17 protein-coding genes are annotated in these 22,489 nt (G+C 46.6%); 10 read left to right on the forward strand and 7 right to left on the reverse strand.

Going from position 1 to position 22,489, the window contains the following annotated elements:
* The first annotated feature begins 360 nt into the window (after nucleotides 1–360).
* Together QT987_RS10255 and QT987_RS10260 are read left to right on the forward strand one after the other, a co-directional pair.
* On the forward strand, nucleotides 361–1,134 hold the full coding sequence (locus QT987_RS10255) for an ABC transporter permease (RefSeq protein WP_333239503.1): 774 nt from the start codon (nucleotides 361–363) through the stop codon (nucleotides 1,132–1,134).
* Between the two features lie 119 nt (nucleotides 1,135–1,253).
* Nucleotides 1,254–2,153: an ABC transporter ATP-binding protein gene (locus tag QT987_RS10260; protein WP_333239505.1), complete on the forward strand. Its 900-nt coding sequence runs from the start codon at nucleotides 1,254–1,256 to the stop codon at nucleotides 2,151–2,153.
* 127 nt (nucleotides 2,154–2,280) lie between these two features.
* On the opposite strand, the gene QT987_RS10265 is transcribed toward QT987_RS10260, so the two are convergent.
* Nucleotides 2,281–3,264, reverse strand: a complete 984-nt coding sequence (locus tag QT987_RS10265) for a GNAT family N-acetyltransferase (RefSeq protein ID WP_333239507.1) — start codon at nucleotides 3,262–3,264, stop codon at nucleotides 2,281–2,283.
* 750 nt (nucleotides 3,265–4,014) lie between these two features.
* Between QT987_RS10265 and pap the strand changes: the two genes are divergently transcribed.
* The gene (gene pap / locus QT987_RS10270; RefSeq protein ID WP_333239509.1) at nucleotides 4,015–5,502 is read left to right on the forward strand and encodes a polyphosphate:AMP phosphotransferase; all 1,488 of its coding nucleotides are present in this window, start codon (nucleotides 4,015–4,017) and stop codon (nucleotides 5,500–5,502) included.
* A gap of 353 nt (nucleotides 5,503–5,855) precedes the next feature.
* Complete coding sequence (locus QT987_RS10275; protein WP_333054271.1) at nucleotides 5,856–6,848, forward strand: YdcF family protein; 993 nt, start codon at nucleotides 5,856–5,858, stop codon at nucleotides 6,846–6,848.
* Here QT987_RS10275 and QT987_RS10280 read toward each other — a convergent pair.
* The gene (locus tag QT987_RS10280; RefSeq protein ID WP_333054272.1) at nucleotides 6,845–7,189 is read right to left on the reverse strand and encodes a hypothetical protein; all 345 of its coding nucleotides are present in this window, start codon (nucleotides 7,187–7,189) and stop codon (nucleotides 6,845–6,847) included. The genes QT987_RS10275 and QT987_RS10280 overlap by 4 nt on opposite strands.
* Before the next feature lie 499 nt (nucleotides 7,190–7,688).
* Between QT987_RS10280 and QT987_RS10285 the strand changes: the two genes are divergently transcribed.
* Both QT987_RS10285 and glsA read left to right on the forward strand, forming a co-directional pair.
* The gene (locus QT987_RS10285) at nucleotides 7,689–9,005 is read left to right on the forward strand and encodes a transposase (RefSeq protein WP_333239511.1); all 1,317 of its coding nucleotides are present in this window, start codon (nucleotides 7,689–7,691) and stop codon (nucleotides 9,003–9,005) included.
* Nucleotides 9,006–9,177: 172 nt separating this feature from the next.
* Nucleotides 9,178–10,104, forward strand: coding sequence for a glutaminase A (gene glsA / locus QT987_RS10290; protein WP_333239513.1), 927 nt, complete (start codon nucleotides 9,178–9,180; stop codon nucleotides 10,102–10,104).
* 220 nt (nucleotides 10,105–10,324) lie between these two features.
* On the opposite strand, the gene QT987_RS10295 is transcribed toward glsA, so the two are convergent.
* The 3 genes from QT987_RS10295 to QT987_RS10305 all read right to left on the reverse strand — a co-directional run bounded on the left by QT987_RS10295 (nucleotide 10,325) and on the right by QT987_RS10305 (nucleotide 14,325).
* Complete coding sequence (locus tag QT987_RS10295; RefSeq protein WP_333239515.1) at nucleotides 10,325–12,139, reverse strand: adenylate/guanylate cyclase domain-containing protein; 1,815 nt, start codon at nucleotides 12,137–12,139, stop codon at nucleotides 10,325–10,327.
* A gap of 509 nt (nucleotides 12,140–12,648) precedes the next feature.
* Nucleotides 12,649–13,755, reverse strand: coding sequence for a FecR domain-containing protein (locus QT987_RS10300; protein WP_333239517.1), 1,107 nt, complete (start codon nucleotides 13,753–13,755; stop codon nucleotides 12,649–12,651).
* A gap of 225 nt (nucleotides 13,756–13,980) precedes the next feature.
* Entirely contained in the window at nucleotides 13,981–14,325 is a 345-nt protein-coding gene (locus QT987_RS10305; protein WP_333239519.1) for a hypothetical protein, read from the reverse strand.
* A 99-nt stretch (nucleotides 14,326–14,424) separates the two neighbouring features.
* Between QT987_RS10305 and petP the strand changes: the two genes are divergently transcribed.
* From petP to QT987_RS10325, 4 genes are all read left to right on the forward strand, one after another.
* A complete protein-coding gene (petP, locus tag QT987_RS10310) occupies nucleotides 14,425–14,625 on the forward strand; it encodes a cytochrome b6f subunit PetP (protein WP_333054278.1) in 201 nt (66 codons plus the stop codon).
* A 200-nt stretch (nucleotides 14,626–14,825) separates the two neighbouring features.
* Nucleotides 14,826–15,926: a Get3/ArsA fold putative tail anchor-mediating ATPase NosAFP gene (locus QT987_RS10315; RefSeq protein ID WP_333239521.1), complete on the forward strand. Its 1,101-nt coding sequence runs from the start codon at nucleotides 14,826–14,828 to the stop codon at nucleotides 15,924–15,926.
* Nucleotides 15,927–16,300: 374 nt separating this feature from the next.
* Complete coding sequence (locus QT987_RS10320; protein ID WP_333239523.1) at nucleotides 16,301–16,966, forward strand: hypothetical protein; 666 nt, start codon at nucleotides 16,301–16,303, stop codon at nucleotides 16,964–16,966.
* 1 nt (nucleotide 16,967) lies between these two features.
* The gene (locus tag QT987_RS10325; protein WP_333239524.1) at nucleotides 16,968–17,372 is read left to right on the forward strand and encodes a HEPN domain-containing protein; all 405 of its coding nucleotides are present in this window, start codon (nucleotides 16,968–16,970) and stop codon (nucleotides 17,370–17,372) included.
* Nucleotides 17,373–17,561: 189 nt separating this feature from the next.
* Here the strand turns inward: QT987_RS10325 and QT987_RS10330 are convergent, their stop codons facing one another.
* Both QT987_RS10330 and QT987_RS10335 read right to left on the reverse strand, forming a co-directional pair.
* The gene (locus QT987_RS10330; protein WP_333239526.1) at nucleotides 17,562–19,616 is read right to left on the reverse strand and encodes an elongation factor G; all 2,055 of its coding nucleotides are present in this window, start codon (nucleotides 19,614–19,616) and stop codon (nucleotides 17,562–17,564) included.
* 500 nt (nucleotides 19,617–20,116) lie between these two features.
* Complete coding sequence (locus QT987_RS10335; RefSeq protein WP_333239528.1) at nucleotides 20,117–22,030, reverse strand: heavy metal translocating P-type ATPase; 1,914 nt, start codon at nucleotides 22,028–22,030, stop codon at nucleotides 20,117–20,119.
* Nucleotides 22,031–22,489: the final 459 nt, after the last annotated feature.

Below are 22,489 nucleotides of genomic sequence, written 5' to 3' on the forward strand. Positions count from 1 at the left end.
CGGCATTGCCCATTGGCGTCAACTTAACGTACAACCAATAGTCCGGCTCTTGTTGAAACCCCTGCCTCAAAACTAAAGTCCTCTTGCATAGGACTAATGAGTTCTTCAGTCCTCTTTGAGAGGACTTTAGCTATTAGACAGGGAATTCATTCCCTGGCGGACTGCCGGGTGAGCGGGAGGACTGGCGGACGAAAAGTTTAAGTTGACACGCCTTGGGCATTGCCATCTCCGACCTTGCCTGATATCAATTCAATGGTGTACATTTTGAACAGTTATTTGACAAGCTTATGTAATGACTGTATCATAAACTATTAACTTTAATTTTTGATTACAAACCATGACAATGCTAACAAATTTAAAATGAAATACTGGTACGAAACGCTCGCAGTAGCACAGCGAATTTTAATTGAATTGGGAAGGCGGCGACGCAGCTTAGTCTTGTGGAGTATTTTTCCAGTTTCTATCTTGCTAATTAACGGTTTGATTTTAAAAGAACGGGCTAATCTCACCACAGCAAAAGCCTTTGAAACTGCTGCACCTGCAAGCTTAGTAGGAGCGGCTTTATTTTTTAGCTGTCTCGGCGGTAGCGTAGCAACAGTAGTAGCAGAGCGAGAACAGCATACCCTCAAACGCTTGTTTATTTCCCCGCTTAGTGGCACTTCCTACTTTTTAGGAATTTTCCTGGCTCACAGTTGCATCGGCATCGGTCAGGTAATTTTAGTATACACGATCGCCTCTTGTTTCGGAGCACAATTCCAAGGCTCTATTCTGCTAGGATGTGCGATTATTTTACTCAGTATTGTATCTTATGTAGGTGTAGGCTTTATTCTCGGCACCCAGTTTGCGAGGCGCACTGAAGATGTCAACTCGCTAGTAGCGGCTTTCGGCGTCCCTTTGTTGATTTTAGGAGGCGCATTTTTGCCTACTTCGCTGTTTCCCAAAAGTCTGCTGGATCTCGCCCAGTACAATCCAATCTATCACATGAACGAAGCGCTGATGGGCGTGTGGGCTGACGGCAAAGATTTGGCTGATATTGCAGAACACTTTTGGTATTTATTCATATTTTCTATTGCCATGATTGCAGGTGGATGGCTTTCTTACCGCAGGATGCTGAGAGTAGAAAGAAGACTTTAAAAGTATCTCATTATTATGTCGTAATTATTCATCTCTCTCTTCTCTTCCTCTGCGCCCTCTGCGCTCTCTGCGGTTAAATAATTCCGAAAAAATCGTAAATAATACGGAGAATTAAAGCAGTGCTGCAAATAGAAAAGCTAAATAAGTCTTACGGCGAGCGCTCAGTGCTTAAAGATTTAACACTGCACATTCAAGCTGGAGAAATTTACGGTTTGCTCGGGCCAAACGGGGCGGGCAAAACTACAACTATCAATATTTTATGCAATTTGCTAAATGCCGACAGCGGCAAAGTTTCCATCAATGGCGAGCCTGTTTCCGAAGCTACAAAATCCTTAATCGGTGTAGCGCCCCAAGAAAATTTGCTTTACAAAAGCCTTAGCTGCGAAGAAAACCTCAATTTTTTTGCTCAAATTTACGGCTTAGAGCGCAAACAGCGGCGCTATCAAGTAAGACACTGTTTGAAAGCAGTTAATTTGACAGATAGAGCTACAAGCCCTGTGGAAACTTTGAGCGGAGGAATGCAGCGCCGCTTGAATATTGCGGTGGCTTTGGTACACCAGCCTAAATTAGTAATTTTAGATGAACCGACAACGGGTTTAGATATTGAGGCTCGCTATGAAATTTGGGAATTAATTCAGCGCTTGCAGTCGGAAGGAATTACAATTTTGCTGACAACTCACTTGTTGGATGAAGCTGAGCGGCTGTGTCAGAGAATTGGAATTTTAAAGAATGGCAGTATTGTAGCTGAGGGCAGTTTGGAAGAGTTGCAAAAACTGATTCCGGCTCAAGAAATTATCGTGGTAAAAACCGACGAAGAAGCTGAAGTCATCGCCCGCGCTAAACAATACAGTTTCATTCCCCGCCGCTACGGTAGCGATTTGGCTTTTTGGCTGCCGGAACGTTTAGAATTAAAAGAAATTATTTTGCTGTTCGACGGGATTTCTATTGATTCAATCGCTCGGTATCCGGTGCGGTTAGAACATATTTATGTAGAAGTAACTAAACAAACTGTATCCTAATCTGCGTCCATCCGCGTATATCCGCCCAGTACGCTTCAAAAACCAAAGAAACCGGGTTTTTTACCGCATCTGCCGACTGTAACGCAGTATTTTCGCAAAAACCCGGTTTCTGACCACCCTAACGAATTTACACTGTCTTAGCCCACTCGATCCAAGTTTCCATCGGGCGGAAACCGACTGATTTGTAAAGCTTTGTCGCCCCCGTCAAACTGTCAGCATCGACGCTGAGTTTAGCTGTGTTTGCACCCGCTGCTTTCAACTTATGCAAACCAGCTAACAGCATCGCTTTTCCTAAACCCATTTTCCGAAACTCGCGCCGCGTACCCAACAATTCAATCCAACCGTCTTTTGTGCCGCTGCGGGGGTTTTTTTGGGGTTTGATTTGACAGTCGCAGAAAGCTGCAAATTTGCGTGAAGCGAAGCTATCCCCCAGGGAATCGCCCGAAACAGCAATCAAGTCTAATTCCGGCTGATAATTCGGATCTTGCATCCAATAACGCACGGTTTCCGCAGTTAAATCGTGGTGATTCCAGTGATCGATAAATGATTGGTTGAACATCTCTACCCAAGGTTGGATGTCTTGTTCTCCTGATACGTGTGTCAGTGCAAAATCTGCGGGAAATTCGGGTGTGGGAATGGGTTCGGCGAGGGATCGGGCCATTGTCCAAAAATAGCGATCGACCTCAAAGCCCTGTTTCTCTAACAGCCGCATCTCATCGGTTTTGTCCTCCCGGCTGTAGGTTCGCAATTTTGCGGGCAAATTGCGTTCTTTCGCCACTTCGCGCAGCCGCTTTTCGCCCCACTTAATTATGTCTTTTTCTAATCCTTCGCCACGGACATTTGGATGCACATAAAACCACAAAGAAGCGTCTATTTCAGCCGGGGAATCGGGCATATCTAGGAGTGACAAACCGATTAGTTTGTAATTACCATCTTCCCACAACTGCACGTCGCGGGCTTGGTCGAGTTTGGGTGCATCAAGTATTAGCTTGAGTTCAGTTGCGGAGACTTCTTCGCCGAGTCTATCCACTGCTTCGCAAGCGTCGATTAAATTTGCGATCGCGCACCAGTCAGTTTCGCCCTTGTAGGAGCGTGTTGTCAAGATATTCATAAAAAACTTGCAATCCGTAATTTCGGACTGTTCCTCTTAGTTGGTATGGGCAAACAAGTACAGTAATTCAGACATTTTGGATAAATGTCAGTAACAGGCACTCCGGCCTGTTCCACAAGAAATAAAGGTTCTTGTGGGGCGGGTTCGCGAGCCCGCACCTCAACTGTTTTTAGTATTTGAGAATGGTGTCGATAAAACTCAGAAACCTGTTTATATCACCCAGGCTTTCAGGTTTTATCTTATAGCGCAATCATAAAAATTGGTTTGCCTTTTTGGGCTAGTTTTGTATGTGAGTTTATGGCCGGATGTCGATGAGTCGCGCTCTCTTTCGTTACCAAGCTTGGTGCTTAAGTAACTACTATTGTTTGAATAAAGTTTCTACAGCTAAGTAAAGAAGTTGTCACCCCCACTGGGTAGTTGATTTTTACTTTTGCTCTGTTTTACAATAAATCCTTTTTCAGGGATTTTGGGCTCCTCCTGTTAACTCGCCCGATCGGGGGAGGGGAGAAGTTGAACTTATTTAAAAGTTCCCTATTTCAACTATAACCTGAGCTGTTTTTTTTGGCAAGTTGGAAATCGAGGGAATCTTGCTAGTATTAACGAGGCTGGCATTTGATTGCAGGAGCGCTCCGGCTTTCAACCAGCCGTAACTGTAATTTTTATAACGTTTTTCCCTGAGTTGAGGATTTAATTTTATCCTAACGTTAAACTAACGTTAAACTGTTTTTTACAGATTAATATGAGGTAAATATGCTCGACAACCTCGATTTAGATATCTCCCTGGATAAAGAAACCTATGATGCCAAGATAGAAATTTTAATGCAACAGTTGCGATCGCTCCAACTGGCCTGCAGAGAAAAAAAATTGCCCGCAATCATCGTCCTCGAAGGTTGGGCCGCCGCCGGTAAAGGCGCGCTGGTCAAAAAAATGGTGGGGTACATGGACCCGCGCGGGTTTGCCGTCCACCCGATTTGGCCGCCGTCAGATGCAGAAAGGGGCTATCCTTTCCTATGGCGGTTTTGGCAGAAACTCCCCGCCCGTGGCAAAATTGGCTTTTTCTACCACAGTTGGTACACTCACATTTTAGAAGACCGATTGTTCGATCGAGTCTCCGACGCAGAAGTACCGACAGCCATCAGGCAAATCAACGCCTTCGAGCGGCAGATGGTTGATGACGGCGCCGCAATTGCCAAATTTTGGATTCACCTGAGCAAAAAAGAACTCAAGCATCGGCTCAAAAAACTAGAAGATGACGCATTACAAGCTTGGCGAGTGCGGCCAGAAGATTGGAAACAAGCCAAAAAATACGAAGAATACACAACTTTTGCCGAAGAAATGGTATCCCAAACCGGCACTGGCCCCGCACCTTGGACGCTAGTAGAAGGCGATTGTCAACGCTGGGCGAGAGTCAAAGTTTTAACGCAAATGGCAGCGACAATTACAGAAGCCTTAGACAGACGAACGATGCAATCAGCACCGATACAATTGCCGCATCAAGAACACTTACAACCCACCGAACCCGACTTGCTGGCCCAAGTAGATTTAACTCAATCGCTGTCGCCCGACGAATACAAACAGCAACTTCGCGAGGAACAAACCCGTTTTGGGAAACTGCAACAAAGCATCTACGAAGAGGAAATCCCCGTGTTAGTGCTGTTTGAAGGTTGGGACGCCGCCGGTAAAGGAGGAGCAATCAAACGCTTGACCGACATATTAGACCCCCGCAGTTACACCGTTAATGCCTTTGGGGTGCCGACAGACGAAGAAAAAGCGCATCAATACCTCTGGCGGTTCTGGCAGCGGCTGCCAACGGCTGGTAAGATCAGCATTTGCGATCGTAGTTGGTATGGTAGAGTGCTGGTCGAGCGAGTCGAAGGATTTGCCACCGAACTCGAATGGCGCCGAGCTTATCAGGAAATCAACGAATTTGAGGAGCAACTCACCAGTTTCGGTTGTGTCTTAGTTAAATTCTGGCTGCACATCAGTCCTGACGAGCAACTAAAGCGGTTTACAGAGCGGCAAAACAATCCATTTAAACAATACAAACTCACCGAAGAAGATTGGCGGAATCGGGAAAAATGGAATTATTATGAAGTAGCGGTGAATCAAATGATTCAGCGCACCAGCACGCCGGCTGCTCCCTGGACGCTAATTGCGGCCAATAACAAGTATTATGCTCGTGTTAAAGTAATTCAAACGGTAACGCAGGCAATTCGGAATCAACTGAAGCGCCGATAAATTGGGATTGGTGAATCGGTAACAGGTAATGGGGAAAAAAGTAGGCAGAACAAAGCAGGCTTGAATTGTCAATTCCACCTGCGGCGTACTCGCTCCATTACCAATTACCAATCAACCATTACCAGTTATCAATTACCAATTAACTGTCAGCAATCTGTGACTGGAAGTAGCGGGTTTCACCCTGCAACCAATGGTTGATAGCTGACCGGAAGCGAGCATCAGGATAAATGCGATCGGACTGCGTTATTCGCGAAAGTTAAAAACCCACCGATGCCCGTATTTCCTCCCGCAGCTAAATTCGCGCTCGTTTCCACACTTCCGTACTAATTTATGAAGACACAGAATATTGCAAGATGCCAGAACTGTTAGCTCGCATTCTATTTCTATTCCTCCTGTTCTCACTGATCAAATCGTGGTGGGATCAATCAGGAGGTAAAGACAATCCGTTATTAGACCGACTGCGCGTTTTGCTGCTGATCAGCCTTTTGTTCCTCGCTTTTTTTGCGCCAGACACACCAGTCGGAGCAGCGATTTTCGGGCTCATAGCCTTCTTCTTTAAGCCGTTGGGTTTTTCCATCACTCTGCTGGTGATTGCGTCGGCGCTGATCACGAACGGGGGCATCCGCAACCCGGCGCCGAGAATGATCCTGGCAGCGCTGCTAGTTTTGATCCTTTCGAGTATGCCAGTTGTCGCTTACTGGTTCGCCGACCAAGCAGAACGGGACGCCGCTGCCGCCGTCCGCACAGCTTGCTGCGATGAAACTGCCGCGGCGATAGTTCTCCTAGGCAAGGGAACCACTCAGCCTCACATCCCCAACCGAGTAGCGATTCAACTGACAGATACAGGTAATCGCCTGCCCTATGCTGCCGTTTTGTACCGCCAAAAAGTGGCACCGATGGTCATCGTTACCGCTGGCCCCAGACCAGAGTTGGAGGGTTATGTTGGGGAAGCGAAGGATATCGAGACTTTGCTGGCAAACAACATGGGCGTGCCACGCAGCAGTATCGTTCTCGACGATAACGGCAGCAACATACGCACCAGCGCCGAAGAAGTGAGAAAGATACTCGACAGCCGTGGCGCCCCGCGCAAAGTAATCCTGGTAACATCTGCGATTCAGATGCGCCGTGCCAGCCTCGCTTTTGCGAATATGGGAATCCAGGTGATTCCTAGGGCTACCGACTTCTACACTTTTCAACCCACGGCAGGAGGGAAATCCAGACTCCGCTTAGACGCGGGAGATTTTCTGCCTAGTGCAGAAGCTTTGGTAACTACGACGCGAGTATTCGATGAATATTTCGGGTCTTTCTATTACTATTTGCGTGGCTGGCAGGCTCCCAGGGCCTAAAGTGGCAAGTTGCTGGTGTTTTTCTTAGGCAACAGCGACTGCTCCCCAGATTGGTTTAACATCTGATGAGAATGAGACCTTTGTGGGGAGCTGTATTTTTTTCTCATTCCGGCGGGATCGCCGACAATCAAGTTTGCCATGAATGCAAACAATACCCAAAAGATAACTGGCTCCCACTCAGATTTTTTGGGCGGTGCTTCTGGGGTTGTTACAGATTCGACGTTGACTTTGATATCTAGTTTGCCTTCAATTTCTTTGCCTTTGAGAACTCCCTCCTTGCACACACCCTTAAAAATCATGGGAGCGGGCTTTGGTGCTTCAGCTTTCGGTTCGTCTGCCATTTTTTTATCCTGGTTTTGGTGAATCCGGTTGGATAGTACATTCTTAAAGGTTCGGGGGTTTTCCGGACAGGATTTCGCGAACTCTGAAAGAATTAAGTTAAATATGCACCCCGCCCCTTGCTGGGGCTTAAACATAAGAATCTGAAGGCATTTCCAGCTAGTGCTGGTTTGTTTTAGATAGCAGCCTTGCCTTGAAGCTGCTACTTATATATCCGGGTGAAAGGGAGATTTTTATGCAAAGTACAGGTTTTTTATGAAAAATTTATTTGCTCCCGGCGGGCAGAAACGTCAACTAAATCAAAAGGAGTCCCGCGCTCTACCTGTACCCAGGTGAGCGTCGGGAGGAATTTGCGTGAGTGAAGAGAACCGCCCCGAACTAAACCAACGACTTTAGGTGTTGGAAGGCGAGGGGCGGTCGATGAGCGAACAAATTATTTTGCTACACCACTTGCTTTTTGTATGTTCACGAGATTGAATTTTGTCATAGTTCGTGAAAGTAATGCCTCAAATAATCACCGCCAAGCTAAAACTAAACCTGAATGCCGAGCAAAAAGCTTTGGTATCTCAGACTACCTTGGCTTATCGCGATGCCTTGAATCATACTTCACAAGTTGCTTTTGATGCGAACAAAACCAGCAATGGTGCTAAGTTACAAAAGGCTGTCTACAATGAATTGCGAGTTCGATTTGGACTTGGCGCTCAGATGGCTTGCAATGTACCGAGACAAGTTTCGGCAACGTATAAAACTCTCTGGACTAAGGTAAAACAATCTAACGATGCTATCGCTAAAGGGTACACCAAGAAACGGTACAAAGGACTAGACCAACCCCCTAAGTATATCTCTCGAACCTGTATCTTGAATTATCAGCGTGACTACTCGTTTAAATCCGAGCAGAAGGTGAGTATTATTACCCTGACTGGTCGAATAGTAGTCTCGTATGATGGCTACAACAAGCATCTGGATTTCATTGCGAATGGTTCCAAAGTTGGAGCAGCTAAAATTGTCTATCAGCGTTCCTCTAAGGTTTACTATTTGATGGTAAGTATTGAGGTAGAAACCCCTGAACTCGACCCACTGAAAATAACTAGAGTTTCTGGCGTTGACGTGGGGATGCGCTACTTAGCCGTAGAAACAGACTTACAAAACAAGTCTAATTTCTACTCAGGTTCAGAAGCTAGACATAAAGCCAACCGCTATCATAAAGCTAGACAAACTCTTCAGCGTAAAGACACTCGTTCGGCAAAGCGCAGACTAATTGCTTTGTCGGGAAGAGAAAGACGGTTTATCGCTGACGTGAACCACCAAATCAGCAAGGATATTGCAAAGCCTAATACTTTAATTGGACTGGAAAACCTAACCGGAATTCGGGATATAACCAAGTCCAAGTCTGGTAAAAAGGTTAGCAAAAAACAGCGAAAAGCTAATCGAAACAAAGCTAAATGGTCGTTTGCCGAACTGCACGGCTATATTGACTACAAAGCTAATTTGAACGGCTCTTTAGCTACTAAAGTTCCAGCTAATTATACCTCGCAAAGCTGTCCAAAATGTGGACACACTTCGGCCGGCAATAGACCTAAAAAAGGACTATTGTTTCGTTGCGAGTGTTGCGGGCATGAGCTTCATGCTGATTTGGTGGGTGCGCGAAATATTGCCATGAGAACGTTGCTCGTTCGGCAGGACTGGACGAGTACGGGGAGCTTGTCAGCATCCCCTAATGTGTCGGGCGGTGAAACTAAAGCTGAGATTCTGCAAAGGTTCTCGGAATTGCGGTGGAGTTCAGATACAAGCCCACATCTCCGGCGGTACTCCGCTTGATGCTGGGTAGTTGACTAGCCTGAAGTTCGAGCTTGGTTGAGATCCCCGAAGAAACCCAGTTTCTTCCCGGAGCGGCCCCAAGTGACGCAATTCGGTTAATAAACGGGGTTTCTGGCTCAATATCGCGCCAGGAATGGCAATCTAAAATTTAAAATGATCGAAATAATCGAGAGTGAAAATATCCACCAGCCAACTATCTTCCTTGGAACCGGAACAACTGGCAGTTTGGGCAAAAGAGGCAATTAATCGCAGTAAATCGGGTCAAATCCCTGCGTACATACCTCTCCTAGCGCAAGCCGACAGACAAGGGTTTGCCGTGCAAATTCGGGCAATTGACGCGCAAATTGTGAGCTGGGGTAGCATTGCTCAAGCATTCCCGCTGATGAGTGTAGTCAAGCCTTTTGTGCTGCTTTATTTGCTGTGCGAATTGGGCGAAAAAAGGGTGTTTGACTGCGTTGGGTGTGAGCCTTCGGAACTGCCTTTCAATTCCTTAACTCAACTCGAAATAGACCAAGGGAAGCCGAGAAACCCGATGATTAATAGCGGGGCGATCGCCCTAGCGTCTTTGATTCCCGGTCAAAATGCTGTGTCGCGCTGTCAAAACTTGCGAACTTGGCTGAATCAACAGGCAAACAGTCAGTTATTTGTTGACGAGTTAATGCTCGATTCAGTGAAGACAAATCCGAATCAAAATAATTGGAATCTCGCCTTGAAAATGGTAGAATCGGGTTACATTCAAAATCCAGAAATTGCTTTAGAAACCTACAATCGCATCTGCTGTTTGTCGGGAACTGTGGAGGATTTAGCTAAGCTGGGGATGGTTTTGGTAAATAGCGGCGATCGAGCAATGGGGGAAAATTGCCGTAGTGTCAAAGCGCTGATGGCAACTTGCGGTTTGTATGAAGCATCGGGCCGTTTTGCGCTGCGGGTGGGGTTGCCGGCCAAGTCGGGAGTTAGCGGGGCTTTGGTGTCGGTAATTCCGGGCCAGGGGGCGATCGGCTTTTACAGTCCGCCCCTGGATAAAGATGGAAATTCTATCGGTGGGTTATTTTTGTTAGAAAAAATAGCTAAAACTTTGGGGCTAAGCGTATTTGATTAGATTGGTCAGTAAGCTATACTACATTTAATTTTCACTTTTAGGGCAGGCAAGATGCCCACCCCACAAGATTTTTACTAACATAACTATCCCAATTAAATGCGCGACAGCTTAGTCCGCAGTCATTAGGAACGGGGAATTGGGAATTGGGAATGTCTAATGGGGAATTGGGAAAAAGGTAATTTTCCCAACTGACAACTGACAACTGACAACTGACAACTGACTAATGTTTTTCGCCCAAAATAGCATAAACCACAGTCTCTTCTTTTTTGCCGCGCAATTGAATCGAGCCTACTTTTTGGCCTTCGTAGCGATCGCGCACGTAAGAAAAAGTCCTCGCCGTCACCAACAAATTAAAAGGACTGTCAGAAACAATTTCCTTATTCATCGCCTCCAATCTAGCAGCAACGTTGACAGCATCGCCGATCACAGAATAATTCAAACGCCGGGAACCGCCCACGCTACCAGCAACTAACTGTCCGGTATGCAACCCGATGCCAAACTTAATTAAAGGTTTGCGTTCAATTCTAAGCTGCTGATTAAGTTGGTGCAGCCGTTCGTGCATCGCAATACAAGCCGCAACTGCATTCAAAGCATCTTGTTGAATTTCTGCATATTCGCTATGGCAAAAAGGCACTCCAAAAACTGCCATAATTGCATCACCGATGTATTTATCTACAACGCCACCGTGATCCATAATACAGTTAGTCATCGCTTCCAAATAATTGTTCAGCCAGGTGAGCAAATCCCGCGGTGGCATTTTTTCTGAAATTGAAGTAAAACTACGAATATCCATAAACAGCACCGTTGCTGTAAGTTCTTGAGGTTCGAGTTCTCCCTGTTCAAATATCTCAGCTTTGCGTTGCCAAATAAGCTGAGCAGTCTCTGGATCGACGTGCTTTTCAAATAACCTCATCAACTGCTGCTTTTCGTACTGTTCCCGAAGTTGCAAAGCAGTGCTAGATAAAATGAGAGTGCCGATAGGTGCGGCAATCGGAACCCACCAAAAAAAGAAGCCAAATAACAAAGCGGCAGCCCCAATCCAAATTATAGGCAAACCGAGAGCGATCGCAATTCTCTCTTTAACACCTCGGTTGCCCAGAACCAAAGCGGTAAGCGGGCCAATCCCCAACAATAACAAAATTTCTACGAGTACCGGCAGCCGCTGGAGCAAGCGTTGATTGAGCAAATTGTCAATCAACGCTGCATATAAATAAACCCCAGCCGTAGTCTTGTTGAGAGGTGAAGATATCGGATCGAAACCGGTAGCAACTATGCCCACTAAAACTAACTTATTAGTCAGAGAATCTGCTGGAATTCTACCTTCTACGACATCAACAAAAGCATAGGTAGGTAGATTTTCTGTTTTCCCTGGCCAGTTAACCCAGACTTTTTTTTCCTGCTTATTTTTGGACTGTGGGAGCAATACTGGATCTTGGGGATTAGCAGCATTGTACCTGTGAGTCATTGCTAAACCGAAATTAGGAATCCCGTTGAGAAAGATTTTTGACTCGCGGCTAATACCGTCGCTATCGGGTTCCTGGCCGATGTGGCCGACACCTGCGGCTGCTGCTTTTAAAGATGCTACGGGTTCTTCTTTGGTGGTTTTAGCGAGTACAACTTTGCCGTTGGTGGCGATTGCAGCGGCTAAAATATCATCTTTCGGACTTGGATCGAGGAAAAGAATGTCAAAACCAACTGCTGTAGGGGGAGATTTTTTCAGTGCTTCTAGCAGTTGGGCGTAGCGGTTGCGAGGCCAAGGAAATTGACCGTATTCTTGCAAGGAATGCCGTTCGATCGCAATTACCGCAATTCTCTCATCCCATCCGGGATTTGGCAAAATTCCCGATTCTCGAATTTGAAATAGCGTTTTGTATCCCAAATATTCAAGGGGTTTCCACATTCCAAATTGTAGCATGGCTACAGACATTAGACCTACTACTGCCCCTGTCATCCAGGGAGGATTTGTGAATACATATTGCCGCAAGCCGATCAGTTGATTCTGTTTGAGATGATCGATCCATTTTTTGAACTTCATGCAATTAATTAGACGCAATAATTGACATTCGAGTCCGAACTTCGAGAGGAGTGGGAGTCAATCGATTTTAGATTTTAGATTTTAGATTTTAGATTGACCCCACGGATAAATTCGGGGGATCCTTTATCGGATACAGGTTTTTTACTTCTGGACGGATGAATCCGGGGGCTTGTATCCTGGATGCTTGATTGTCATGAAGTTTTACAATACCGTAAGGGCGAAGGGTGGGGGCAAAATTTATTTATTTTGACTACCGAGATTCATCGCAAAATGCTTCGCACCTACACAAAATAATCAACCCAGATAAAACTTAGGATCTAACTCACATCTTGCACCATTGTCAAGAACAGGCTTTTTCGTGGGGTCGGGCGGGTTTATAGAACCTATTTGCAAGCTTTAAGGCTGTTGGCGAACCCGCCCCTAGGGCTTATTGAGAATGGTGCAACATCTTAGATATAATTCAAGTCCTCAGAGACGGCCCGCGTAGATTACTCGCGACGATAGGTTGTTTAGCGAACTGCGAAGCTGTAATGCCTTTCTGTGACTGACGGGCCTCGCACTACGATTTCGAGGCGGCGACTTGGAGGTAAAATTCCTTGGATTTTGAAGTTGCCTTTTCGATCGATCTTAATTTCTTCATTGTGGACATAAACTGTGTCGATCGGGTTAATTTGACCGCTGAGGCGATAGATATTGCCGCTGACTCTCAATAAACTGCGGACTTTGAGTTTAGCTAGGCGAGGGCTGGCTGAGGGCGCCACGGGCGAGGTTTGAGGGAAAATAGTCGTGGAGTTGCCGCTGTTGAGAACTACTTCCGAGTCGGTGTTGCCGGATACTACGACTGCACCTTCAATAGTTTCGACTGCGGTTTTGCCGCCGCCGACGCTGACGCCAAAGGATGTGCCGCGGACTCCGGCAACGCCTTCTGGGGTTTCAACCCTGATTGGGGCGGTTCTGGCAGAACGGGTTTGTTGGGCAATTTGACTGGATTTGCCGAGTCCGCTGAAGGTATTGAGGGCGGCTATTTGGTTCGGCGGGATAATTGTTGAGGTGGTGGCTGCGGGAGTTGCAGCAGCAGTTTTGCCGATCGACAACCTGACTCGCCCCCTGCTGACAAAAATGGCTGTGCTTTTTTCGCCGCCTGCACGGCTTGACAAATCGGATATTCTGAGTGTGGTTTTTTCGGCAACTTCCACGGTGCCGATGTTGTTGTCGATGCCTAAACGGGCTGTGGAATTGGGGCCGGTGATGATTTCATCTCCGGGGGCGAGTAGCCGATCGCCCACAACCGCTGGCCGCCCTTTAAAGCTGACTGTACCGCTAATTTCTTCTATTTCGAGCGATCGCGCTGCCGCTGTTCCCTGGGCGTTTATCGTGTCTGCTGGGGATGGATTCGCCGCCACTGTTGCCGGATTTTTGGGAGATTTTGAGTCAGTTGGCAATGCTGGCGGTCGAGCGACTGAGACAATTTTAGTAGGGTTCGACTGCTGTTTGGGGGATGGAGAGAGCGGACTGGCGATCGTCCCACGAAAGGGCGACAGACTCGCGAGCACAGCCAAGGACAAACTTAGGAGCGGAATTTTGGTCGATCGCCCACAGGTAAAAATTTTATTCATAATTTCAATTTTGTCATATTGAAGTTTCTAGACTTCCTTTCCTGTATCAGACACCCTAAATCCGGCAATCGTTCCATTTTTTACGCCGTAACACTGCAGCAAAAATAAACTTTATCAGCCTGAAAGTTTAGCATTAAAACTTCTTTTTTGGGTCAGATTTTAGTAAAGTGTTACAACATGACACTTTACTAAAATCTGACCTTCGGGAAATTTGGCAAACCCGACTCAAAGTCCTTTACAGCATGAAATTTCGCCGTTGTCAACGTCAGAGAGGGCAGATTTATATATAGCAAACATAAAATTAATTACTGCTTTTGAATGTCTTTTGGCTTCTGCCTGAAGGATGACTAATTGGGGAGAAATCCTGTAGTTGTGGCAATTAATAAAAAACTTCTTTTTGCGAATCAATAAAAAATAATTATCTAAGTGGTGAACAGCCTCTGCCAGTGGAGCTTGCCGCTGTGGAACATTATGAAGCAAACCCAAGCGAATCAGGGTAGACGATCGACAAACTCCGACTAGAATACCGTCTTTTAGGGAAAGTTGGTCGAAATTTCGATGGAAAATCATAGCGAGCGATCGACGGAGGGTGTTGCTGTTCCGAAGTAGACGCCAAACTGTAAAATAAACGGTTGTATATAGGTTATATAGAGCAGGAGAACAATTTCAGTGGCAATAGAAGTAGGTCAGAGAGTGAAGGTGCGCCGTCTCAGAGATCGGATACCTGCAAATATGGTGGGCAAGATAAAGGAGAATCCAGTAGGCACTGTTGACGGATTCAGAATGGTTGACGGTAGCGGAGTAGGCGTGGTTGTCAAGTTTGACGGTTTTGCGACTTGGTTCTTTGAAGATGAGCTAGAACCCGTTTAACAGATGTAGAAGGAAGAGGGGCACGACACGGATTCGGACACGGATACACGGATTGAATTTAACTGTGTTTCCTTTCGTCTCCCACTCTCCCCCTCTCCCACTCTCCCACTCTCCTCTTCCTCCACTCTCCCCCCTCCCCCACTCTCGCTGAAGGTTGCGCTTAAATGTTAAAGAGTAAGCTTTGGCAGTGAGAACAGAAAATGGCTTTGATTTTGACATTTTTGGGCAAAGGCGGCACTGGCCGCAGTACGATCGCGATCGCAACAGCTAAAAAATACGCGGCTCAAGGCAAGCGAGTTCTGCTGCTCGGCCAAGATCCGGGCCCTGCATTGGGTATCCTGCTAGGGACTCCCCTGACTCTCAGCCCCCAGGAAATCGCCCCCAACCTCAAAGCAGTTCAGGTGCAAAGCGGGCCACTGCTAGAACGCAGGTGGGACGAAGTTAAACAACTAGAAGCTCAATATGTCCGTACTCCGTTTTTCAAGCAGATTTACGGTCAAGAATTAGGGGTGTTACCGGGAATGGACAGCGCGCTGGCGTTGAATGAACTTCGGGAATACGACGACAGCAAACAATACGATGTAATTGTTTATGACGGCAATGGCGGCATGGATACGCTGCGGATGCTGGGAATGCCGGAAATTCTGAGTTGGTACATCCGCCGCTTCCGCCAAGCTTTGGTAGATTCGGATTTGGGTAAAGCTTTGTCGTCGTCGCCTTTTATTCAACCGCTTGTCAGTACCGTGTTGACTGTGGATATGTCGGGAGACAATGCTTTTCAATCTACTAAGCAAGTCGATAATCTCTTGGATAAGGGTAAGGAAGCGCTGGCAGATCCGAACCGCACGGCCGCTTTTTTGGTGACGACTGGGGATGCAAGCGCGATCGCAACTGCCCGCTATCTTTGGGGAAGTTCTCAACAAGTTAGTTTGACTGTGGGCGGTGTCATTGTTAATCAAGCATCGGTTACAGAAGCTATTACTGCCGAGTTTGATCCTTTGACGGCTGTTTCGGTTCCGGCGCACAGTGACAATAATTGGCAGCCGCTAATTGATGCTTTGCCAGATTTTTCGGAGGCCGCAAAAGCTCCTAAACCGATTAACATAAACATTGCACAGCGTCAAGTTAGTTTGTTTTTGCCTGGGTTTGACAAGAAAGAAATTAAATTGATTCAATCGGGGCCAGAAGTGACGATCGAAGCGGGCGATCAGCGGCGCAATATTTTGCTGCCTCCGGCGCTGACTGGGAAGTCTGTTACTGGTGCTAAGTTCCTGAATGGTTACTTGATTATTTCTTTTTAGGGTAAGGAAGAAGGCACTCTAAGAGATTTTGACACGGATACACTGATGAATTATCGAGTTCTCTAATATCATGTCTCGTTGATTCGCGATCGTATAATTTGTGCGATCGTAAGGGCGGGTTTCAACAACCCTAATCACCTGAAACAAACAATCTCGAAAACCCGCCCTCTCCCCACGATAAATCGAAATGTACATTCAGATTTACCCTGGGATGGGGGCGGGTTTATATAGATTGTTGGTCATCATTATATATTGTTGGTGAGCGCGCCCCTACGAACCAAAAATACATTCAACCGCCAAATCTGCTACAATCTCCAGACAGGCTTCACGATTACTGGTAAAGTTAATCCCTAACTTCCAAACCATCGACTCTTATGAAAGAAACAGATATTATTAGGTTGCAAGCCCTTGGCGCTGCTTTAGCTAAACTAGATTCATCTGTCCAGCTTGGCGAGTTGGAAGAGAATATAAGTAGTCAGATATTGGCTTTAGAAAAATTAGCCGAACAAAACCACACTCTGAACGAGATTTACACAAAAGAACGCCTCGACTTAAAAGAGCAGTACCAAGTAAAATCAAAAGACAAACGCTACAACGAGACAAGTGACAGCATTTACAGCACCGATGCTGCAAATTTAAGCCCTTCCTTTCCTCAGTCACAAGGAGAAATGGAAAATCCCTCTGAAATAGCTAAAGCCTTTGACAATTTAATTGCATCTTTTAATAAAATCAAAAGCCTGTACGCGGTTGAAAACCCCCTAGAAAGTTTTAAAATTCTCATCGAACAAGAAGCTATCGCACCTTTGATTCTGGAAGCTTACGATCACATTCGAGCGCTATTTCCTACGGAAAGATTAGGCTTAGAAGTGAAAACCGATCCAGAAATTGCCAACTGGCGATCGCTGTGGATTACCATTTACACCAAACTCGAAGTCGATGAAGCTTTTGCAAAGTTAAACATCCTTGATGATAGTTGGTGGCTCGAAGCTAAAATAGCAGCCCCCAAAAATGATTTACATATTAGCCTTGAATGGGAGTAAAATGAGATTTGATTGGTCTGAATATTTGAATTTAGCTCAAGAGTTAGCTGCCACGAATAGTGACAGTTCAGCTAACAGGGAAGCCAAGTTGCGATCGGCGATAAGTAGAGCATACTATTCGACATTTTGTCTAGCGCGAAATTACTTACGTGACATTGAACAAGACCCAAGACTTTTTCGTAAGAATCGCGATATCAACGAACATCAATATGTAGCCGAAGAATTTATAGAGCACCCAACTCAAATGAAAAATATGGTCAAAATAGGTGAAAATTTAAGCAGATTGAGAGAACTTAGGAATAAAGCTGATTATGAAGATACTATGTTTAACTTGCAAAGAGAAGCGAGAAATGCGTTAATGCTAGGCGAGAATATTATTTCGGGGTTAAATGAGTTGACTGAATAAGCTGAATCATAATTAAAATCGGTAGGGGCGGGTTCCACCAACCATAATAGCCTAAAACAAACAATCTCGAAAACCCGCCCCCACCCAACAAACAATCGCAATGTACATTCAGATTTACCGTGGGGTGGGGGCGGGTTTATTTATCCTTTGAATGATTCCAGAAATGGTTGGTGAACCCGCCCCTACGGCTTAATTTTTACCGTTTCCGTTGCCATTTCCGTTAGTTTGCAAAACCCGCTTAGCTAAAGGTTCCGGCACTTCTTGCAATCGATCGAACTCCCAATTAAAAAATCCTACTCCCATTGTCTGCGATCGCAATTCTACGATCAAATTCTGCATTTCTGCGATCGGCAAATAAGCAGAAACGGCATCCCATCCCTTCCAGCCTTTTTTACCTTCGTAGCCGAGAATTTGGCCGCGGTGTCCGCTAACCAACTGCAACACCTTTGATGTACACTCGTTCGGAGCGCAAATTTCAACTTTGGCGATCGGCTCCAGCAATGCGGGTTCGCACTTGGCCATTCCCTCCTGCATCGCCAAACGCGCCGCTTGCTTGAAAGCTTGTTCGGAACTGTCAACGGTATGATAGGAACCGTTCGTCAGCGTCACCGCTACGTCTACCACCGGGAAACCCAGCGGGCCGCGATCCAAATACTCGCGCACTCCCACTTCCACGCCGGGAATGTACTGTTTTGGGACGACTCCGCCGACTATTTTGTCGGTAAAGGTGAAACCTTCTCCGCGAGGCTGCGGTGTAATATCGAGGTACACGTCGCCGAATTGTCCGTGTCCCCCGCTTTGGTGTTTGTAGCGCCCGTGGATGGAAGATGCTGGTTTGCGGATGGTTTCTTTGTACGGCACTTGCGGTAAGTGAGTTACCATCGGCAAATTATACTTGCGGCGCAACCTGTCTAAGGCTACTTTCAGGTGGATTTCGCCTTGACCCCAAAGTATAATTTCGTGAGTGTCGCCGTGCTGTTCCCAGACTAAAGATGGGTCTTCTTCTAGCAATTTAGCTAAAGCGGAGCTCAGCTTAACTTCATCGTTGCGCTTTTCTGGGACGATCGCCAGTGCGTAGACAGGCGGGATGATTTCGGCTTTTGGCAATTCTTCCGAACCCAGCACATCGCCTGTTTTCAAGCCTTCTAGCCTTCCCACAGCCACAATTTCCCCCGCGCTGACGGATTGCAAACTTTGCGTTTGCTGGCCGGTCAAGCGGTACAAACCGTTAACTCGAACGCCGTTCAAATTTGCTCCGTCTGCCAGCGTCCCCCGCCACATTCTCACTAACGATAGTTTGCCTCCCTGCGGCGTGTAATAGGTTTTGAGGATTTGAGCCAAAACTTTGTTTTCACTTTGTATAATGCCGCGGCGATCGGCTGTAGTTTCGGGTGTGGGCGCTTCCCTCAGCAAAGCTTCCAGCAGAGGCCGCACGCCGAAATCTTGTTCGGCGATGCCGATGAATACTGGCACAATTAAATCTGCGCCTAATTCCATCTTTAAATCGCGGGTAATTTCTTCGGCGTCGGGATTGATTTCTTCGAGCAATTCTTCGAGTAAATGGTCGTCAAAATTCGCCAATTCTTCGAGCATTTGCTGCCGCGCTGCGCTTTCTTGTGCTTTGAGGTGTTCTGGAAGCGGGACGGGATCTGCGGCGGCGCCCGGATGGTAGTGGTAAGCTTGTTCGGTTACTAAGTCGATAAAACCGATGATTTGTTCGTTTTTGCCGATCGGATATTGGTGAGGTACGATCGGTCTGCTGGAAACGGATTTGAGCGCGTCGATCACCTCGGTGAAGTTGCTGCCACAAGTAGTTTCGTCTGTGTAAGCTCGATCGATCTTGTTGATGAAAACTAAGTGGGGAATTTCCCAATCATCGAGGAATTTAAACAGGGGTGCGAGGGTTAAAGTGCGATCGGCAACGGGTTCGCAAACAATTACCGCCGCATCCACACCAATCAGCGCATTGTAAGTTTCTTGGGCAAATTCTACCGAGCCCGGACAGTCGAGAAATGTGAAGCGGACGCCTTCATATTCAGCGGTGGCGGCGTTTACTTCTACGCTCATTTGGCGATCGCGTGCTTCCGGCGAACTATCACCTATTGTGTTACCCTCTTTGACATTTCCTTTGCGGGTAATTGTCCCTGTCACCGATAGCAAACTTTCTAGCAGTGCGGTTTTACCGCTTAAATAAGGGCCAACAATTGCAACGTTCCGCGTGGCCCCAAGGACTTTGTGGTTCATAATAGCCTCCAACAGAAAACTTGTTTTCTATTGCTCTTGGTGCAATCAGTTCTGTACCATTTTCTAGACTTTTTCTAGGTTAATTTTTATTGCACTTTCGAGCAACTTTAGATTTTGGTATGATTCTATACTTTTGACGGTAGCGTGTTTTGAGTGACAAAACACAGATTGTATTTTTTCTTAATATTTAGAAGTTTTAACCGCAGATGAACGCAGATCGGATTCTCGTTCCCAGGCAAAGCCCATTGGTGACAGCTTAAGACTGAAACTCATAATAAATGTCGCTTGTAGTTGAGTCTCGATCCCCCTAAATCCCCCTTAAGAAGGGGGACTTTGAGAAGAATCTTGTCCCCCCCTTGTTAAGGGGGGTTAGGGGGGATCTAGGCTTCGATACAAACAAGAGAGACGGTTAGTTTAACGTTAAATTGTCACCAATGGGCCAAGCCGGGAAACTAATTTCGCTCTTGCTCTGCGTCGTCGATTTTAGCGGTTTTTCGTGTCTAATTTCTGAGCAGTCGCAAACCGCTTAAGGTTACTATTACTGTAGAGCCTTCATGACCGATGACGCCGAAAGGCATGGTGATATTTCCGAAAAAATTAGCCGCCAACAACAGTATAATGCAACTGAGTGCAAAAACAATGTTTTGTTTGACGACATTTTGAGCGCGGCGGCCTAAACTAATGGCTTTAGCTAGTTGCTCTAATTTATCTGCCATTAATACGATATCAGCAGTTTCTAAAGCAACGTCGCTGCCGGAAATCCCCATCGCAATGCCTACGGAAGCTTGAGCGAGGGCGGGGGCGTCGTTGATGCCGTCTCCCACCATTGCTACAGTTTGATACTGGGTTTGCAGTTGTTTAATTGCCTGCACTTTGTCTTCTGGCAAAAGTTCGGCGTACACTTCATTGATGCCTAATTGGCGGGCGATGTGTTGAGCTGTTTGCTTGTTGTCGCCGGTTAGCATAATTATATGTTCTACGCCTAATTTTTGCAAGCGTTTTACCGTTGCTGCTGCTTCGGGGCGGATGGTATCTGCTACTGCAATGATTCCTAAAAGTTGCTCGCCTTTTGCCACCCAAACAACTGTTTTACCTTCGGCTTGTAACTGCTGGCTGATTTGAGTCAATTCGGAAGTTGCTTCGACAAATTCGGCTTTACCAATGGCAATGATTTGATTGTTAACTTTGCCGACTATTCCTTGGCCGATTTTTGCTTGTACGTCGGTAGCGGTTGACAATTGTAACTGTTGCTGCTGGGCGGCGCTGACAATTGCAGAGGCGATCGCGTGTTCGGAATGAGCTTCTAAGGCTGCAGCCAATTGCAGAACTTCTGTTTCAGTATATCCGGCTGCTGGTACAATTTGGATAACTTCAGGTTTTCCCGTGGTGAGAGTTCCGGTTTTGTCAAAGGCGATCGCCCTGACTTTACCAATCATCTCTAATTGCGCGCCGCTTTTAAACAAAATCCCCTGTCTCGCCCCGTTAGCAATTCCCGAAAGCAGCGCCGGCATAATCGAAGCCATCAGCGCGCAGGGGGATGCGACTACTAGGAAAATCAGCGCCCGATAGATTGTCTCTTCCCAATTCCAGCCCAAAACAAAGGGCGGCAAAGTTGCGAGAAGCAAGCCTAAACCGACAATTAATTTAGCATAACCGCGCTCGAATTTTTCCACAAACATTTGAGAAGGCGGCGCTGCTGTTTGTGCTTCTTGAACCAGCCGAATCACTCGCTGAATCAAGCTGCTTTCTGGAGTTTTATGCACTTCGAGTTTCAGTGCGCCGACACCGTTAATTGTACCTGCATAGACTTCATCGCCCCTGCTTTTTTCCACGGGCATCGATTCGCCGGTAATCGAGGCTTGGTCGATCGCGCTGTAGCCTTCAATAATTATCGCATCTGTGGGGATGATTTCTCCGGGCTTGACTAAAATGCAATCGCCAATCTGCAATTTGTCGATCGCAATTTCCCGTTCCCCGCCGTACCTTACCACCCTAGCAGTATCCGCCGTCAAACTCATCAAACTGCGGATGCTGCGTTCAGTCCGCTGCATAGCATAACCTTCAAGGGCGCCGCTAATTGCAAAGATTAAAATCAACACCGCACCGTCAACAATTAAATGATATTCTTGCCGCCACAGCCCCAAACCGGCCGCGCCCAAAGCAGCGACAATCATTAACAAATCTACATCTAATTCGCGTTCTTGAAAAAGCGTAGTTAAGCCTTCGCGGGTACTGGAATAGCCGCCGATAACATAAGCCGCGGGCAAGATTAACACGGCTACACCCAGCCAGCCGAATTGCAGGGCTAGCGAACCCAAGATTACTAGAATTCCGCACAGGGCGGCAGTCACAGCATCTGGATGTTCTTGGGCGAGGCGCCAGAGGCGAGAAATGGGGAGGGAATTGGGAGTCATGGGGGAAATTTGATTTGGTAGAATGACTCCTGTAGCCTAAACCTTGACATTAGTGTCAATGTCAAGGATGAAAGCAAAATAAATCCAGCATCAACTCGCCCCTCGTTGACTCCCAGAGTCCGACAGGGAATGAAGTCCCTGTCTCATAGCGCAAGTCCTCTGAAAGAGGACTGAAGATGGCTGAGAATTGAATTTAATGTTTTAGTCGGTTTTAACCGACTTCTGCTATGAGACGGGGATTTCAATCACTCCTAGGACTGTGGGTGAATCTCAAGGCCCTCGCCCTCAACTTGTCATTCGTTACATCCGACAGTCCGACAGGGAATGAATTCCCTGTCTCATAGCGCAAGTCCTCTGAAAGAGGACTCAAGAGAGTTGAGAGTTGAATTTAATGTTTTAGTCGGTTTTAACCGACTTCTGCTATGAGACGGGGATTTCAATCACTCCTAGGACTGTGGG

It is taken from the genome of Microcoleus sp. SVA1B4 (assembly GCF_036700545.1).
Classification (GTDB): Bacteria; Cyanobacteriota; Cyanobacteriia; order Cyanobacteriales; family Microcoleaceae; genus Microcoleus.

Excerpts from the sequence above, each read along its gene's own strand:
- QT987_RS10335 (WP_333239528.1), bottom strand. The coding sequence starts at position 22,030 with ATGACTCCCAATTCCCTCCCCATTTCTCGCCTCTGGCGCCTCGCCCAA.
- pap (WP_333239509.1), top strand. The coding sequence starts at position 4,015 with ATGCTCGACAACCTCGATTTAGATATCTCCCTGGATAAAGAAACCTAT.
- QT987_RS10305 (WP_333239519.1), bottom strand. The coding sequence starts at position 14,325 with ATGATTTTCCATCGAAATTTCGACCAACTTTCCCTAAAAGACGGTATT.
- QT987_RS10315 (WP_333239521.1), top strand. The coding sequence starts at position 14,826 with ATGGCTTTGATTTTGACATTTTTGGGCAAAGGCGGCACTGGCCGCAGT.
- QT987_RS10295 (WP_333239515.1), bottom strand. The coding sequence starts at position 12,139 with ATGAAGTTCAAAAAATGGATCGATCATCTCAAACAGAATCAACTGATC.
- QT987_RS10255 (WP_333239503.1), top strand. The coding sequence starts at position 361 with ATGAAATACTGGTACGAAACGCTCGCAGTAGCACAGCGAATTTTAATT.
- QT987_RS10285 (WP_333239511.1), top strand. The coding sequence starts at position 7,689 with ATGCCTCAAATAATCACCGCCAAGCTAAAACTAAACCTGAATGCCGAG.
- QT987_RS10265 (WP_333239507.1), bottom strand. The coding sequence starts at position 3,264 with ATGAATATCTTGACAACACGCTCCTACAAGGGCGAAACTGACTGGTGC.
- QT987_RS10330 (WP_333239526.1), bottom strand. The coding sequence starts at position 19,616 with ATGAACCACAAAGTCCTTGGGGCCACGCGGAACGTTGCAATTGTTGGC.
- QT987_RS10275 (WP_333054271.1), top strand. The coding sequence starts at position 5,856 with ATGCCAGAACTGTTAGCTCGCATTCTATTTCTATTCCTCCTGTTCTCA.
- QT987_RS10320 (WP_333239523.1), top strand. The coding sequence starts at position 16,301 with ATGAAAGAAACAGATATTATTAGGTTGCAAGCCCTTGGCGCTGCTTTA.
- QT987_RS10325 (WP_333239524.1), top strand. The coding sequence starts at position 16,968 with ATGAGATTTGATTGGTCTGAATATTTGAATTTAGCTCAAGAGTTAGCT.
- QT987_RS10300 (WP_333239517.1), bottom strand. The coding sequence starts at position 13,755 with ATGAATAAAATTTTTACCTGTGGGCGATCGACCAAAATTCCGCTCCTA.
- QT987_RS10280 (WP_333054272.1), bottom strand. The coding sequence starts at position 7,189 with ATGGCAGACGAACCGAAAGCTGAAGCACCAAAGCCCGCTCCCATGATT.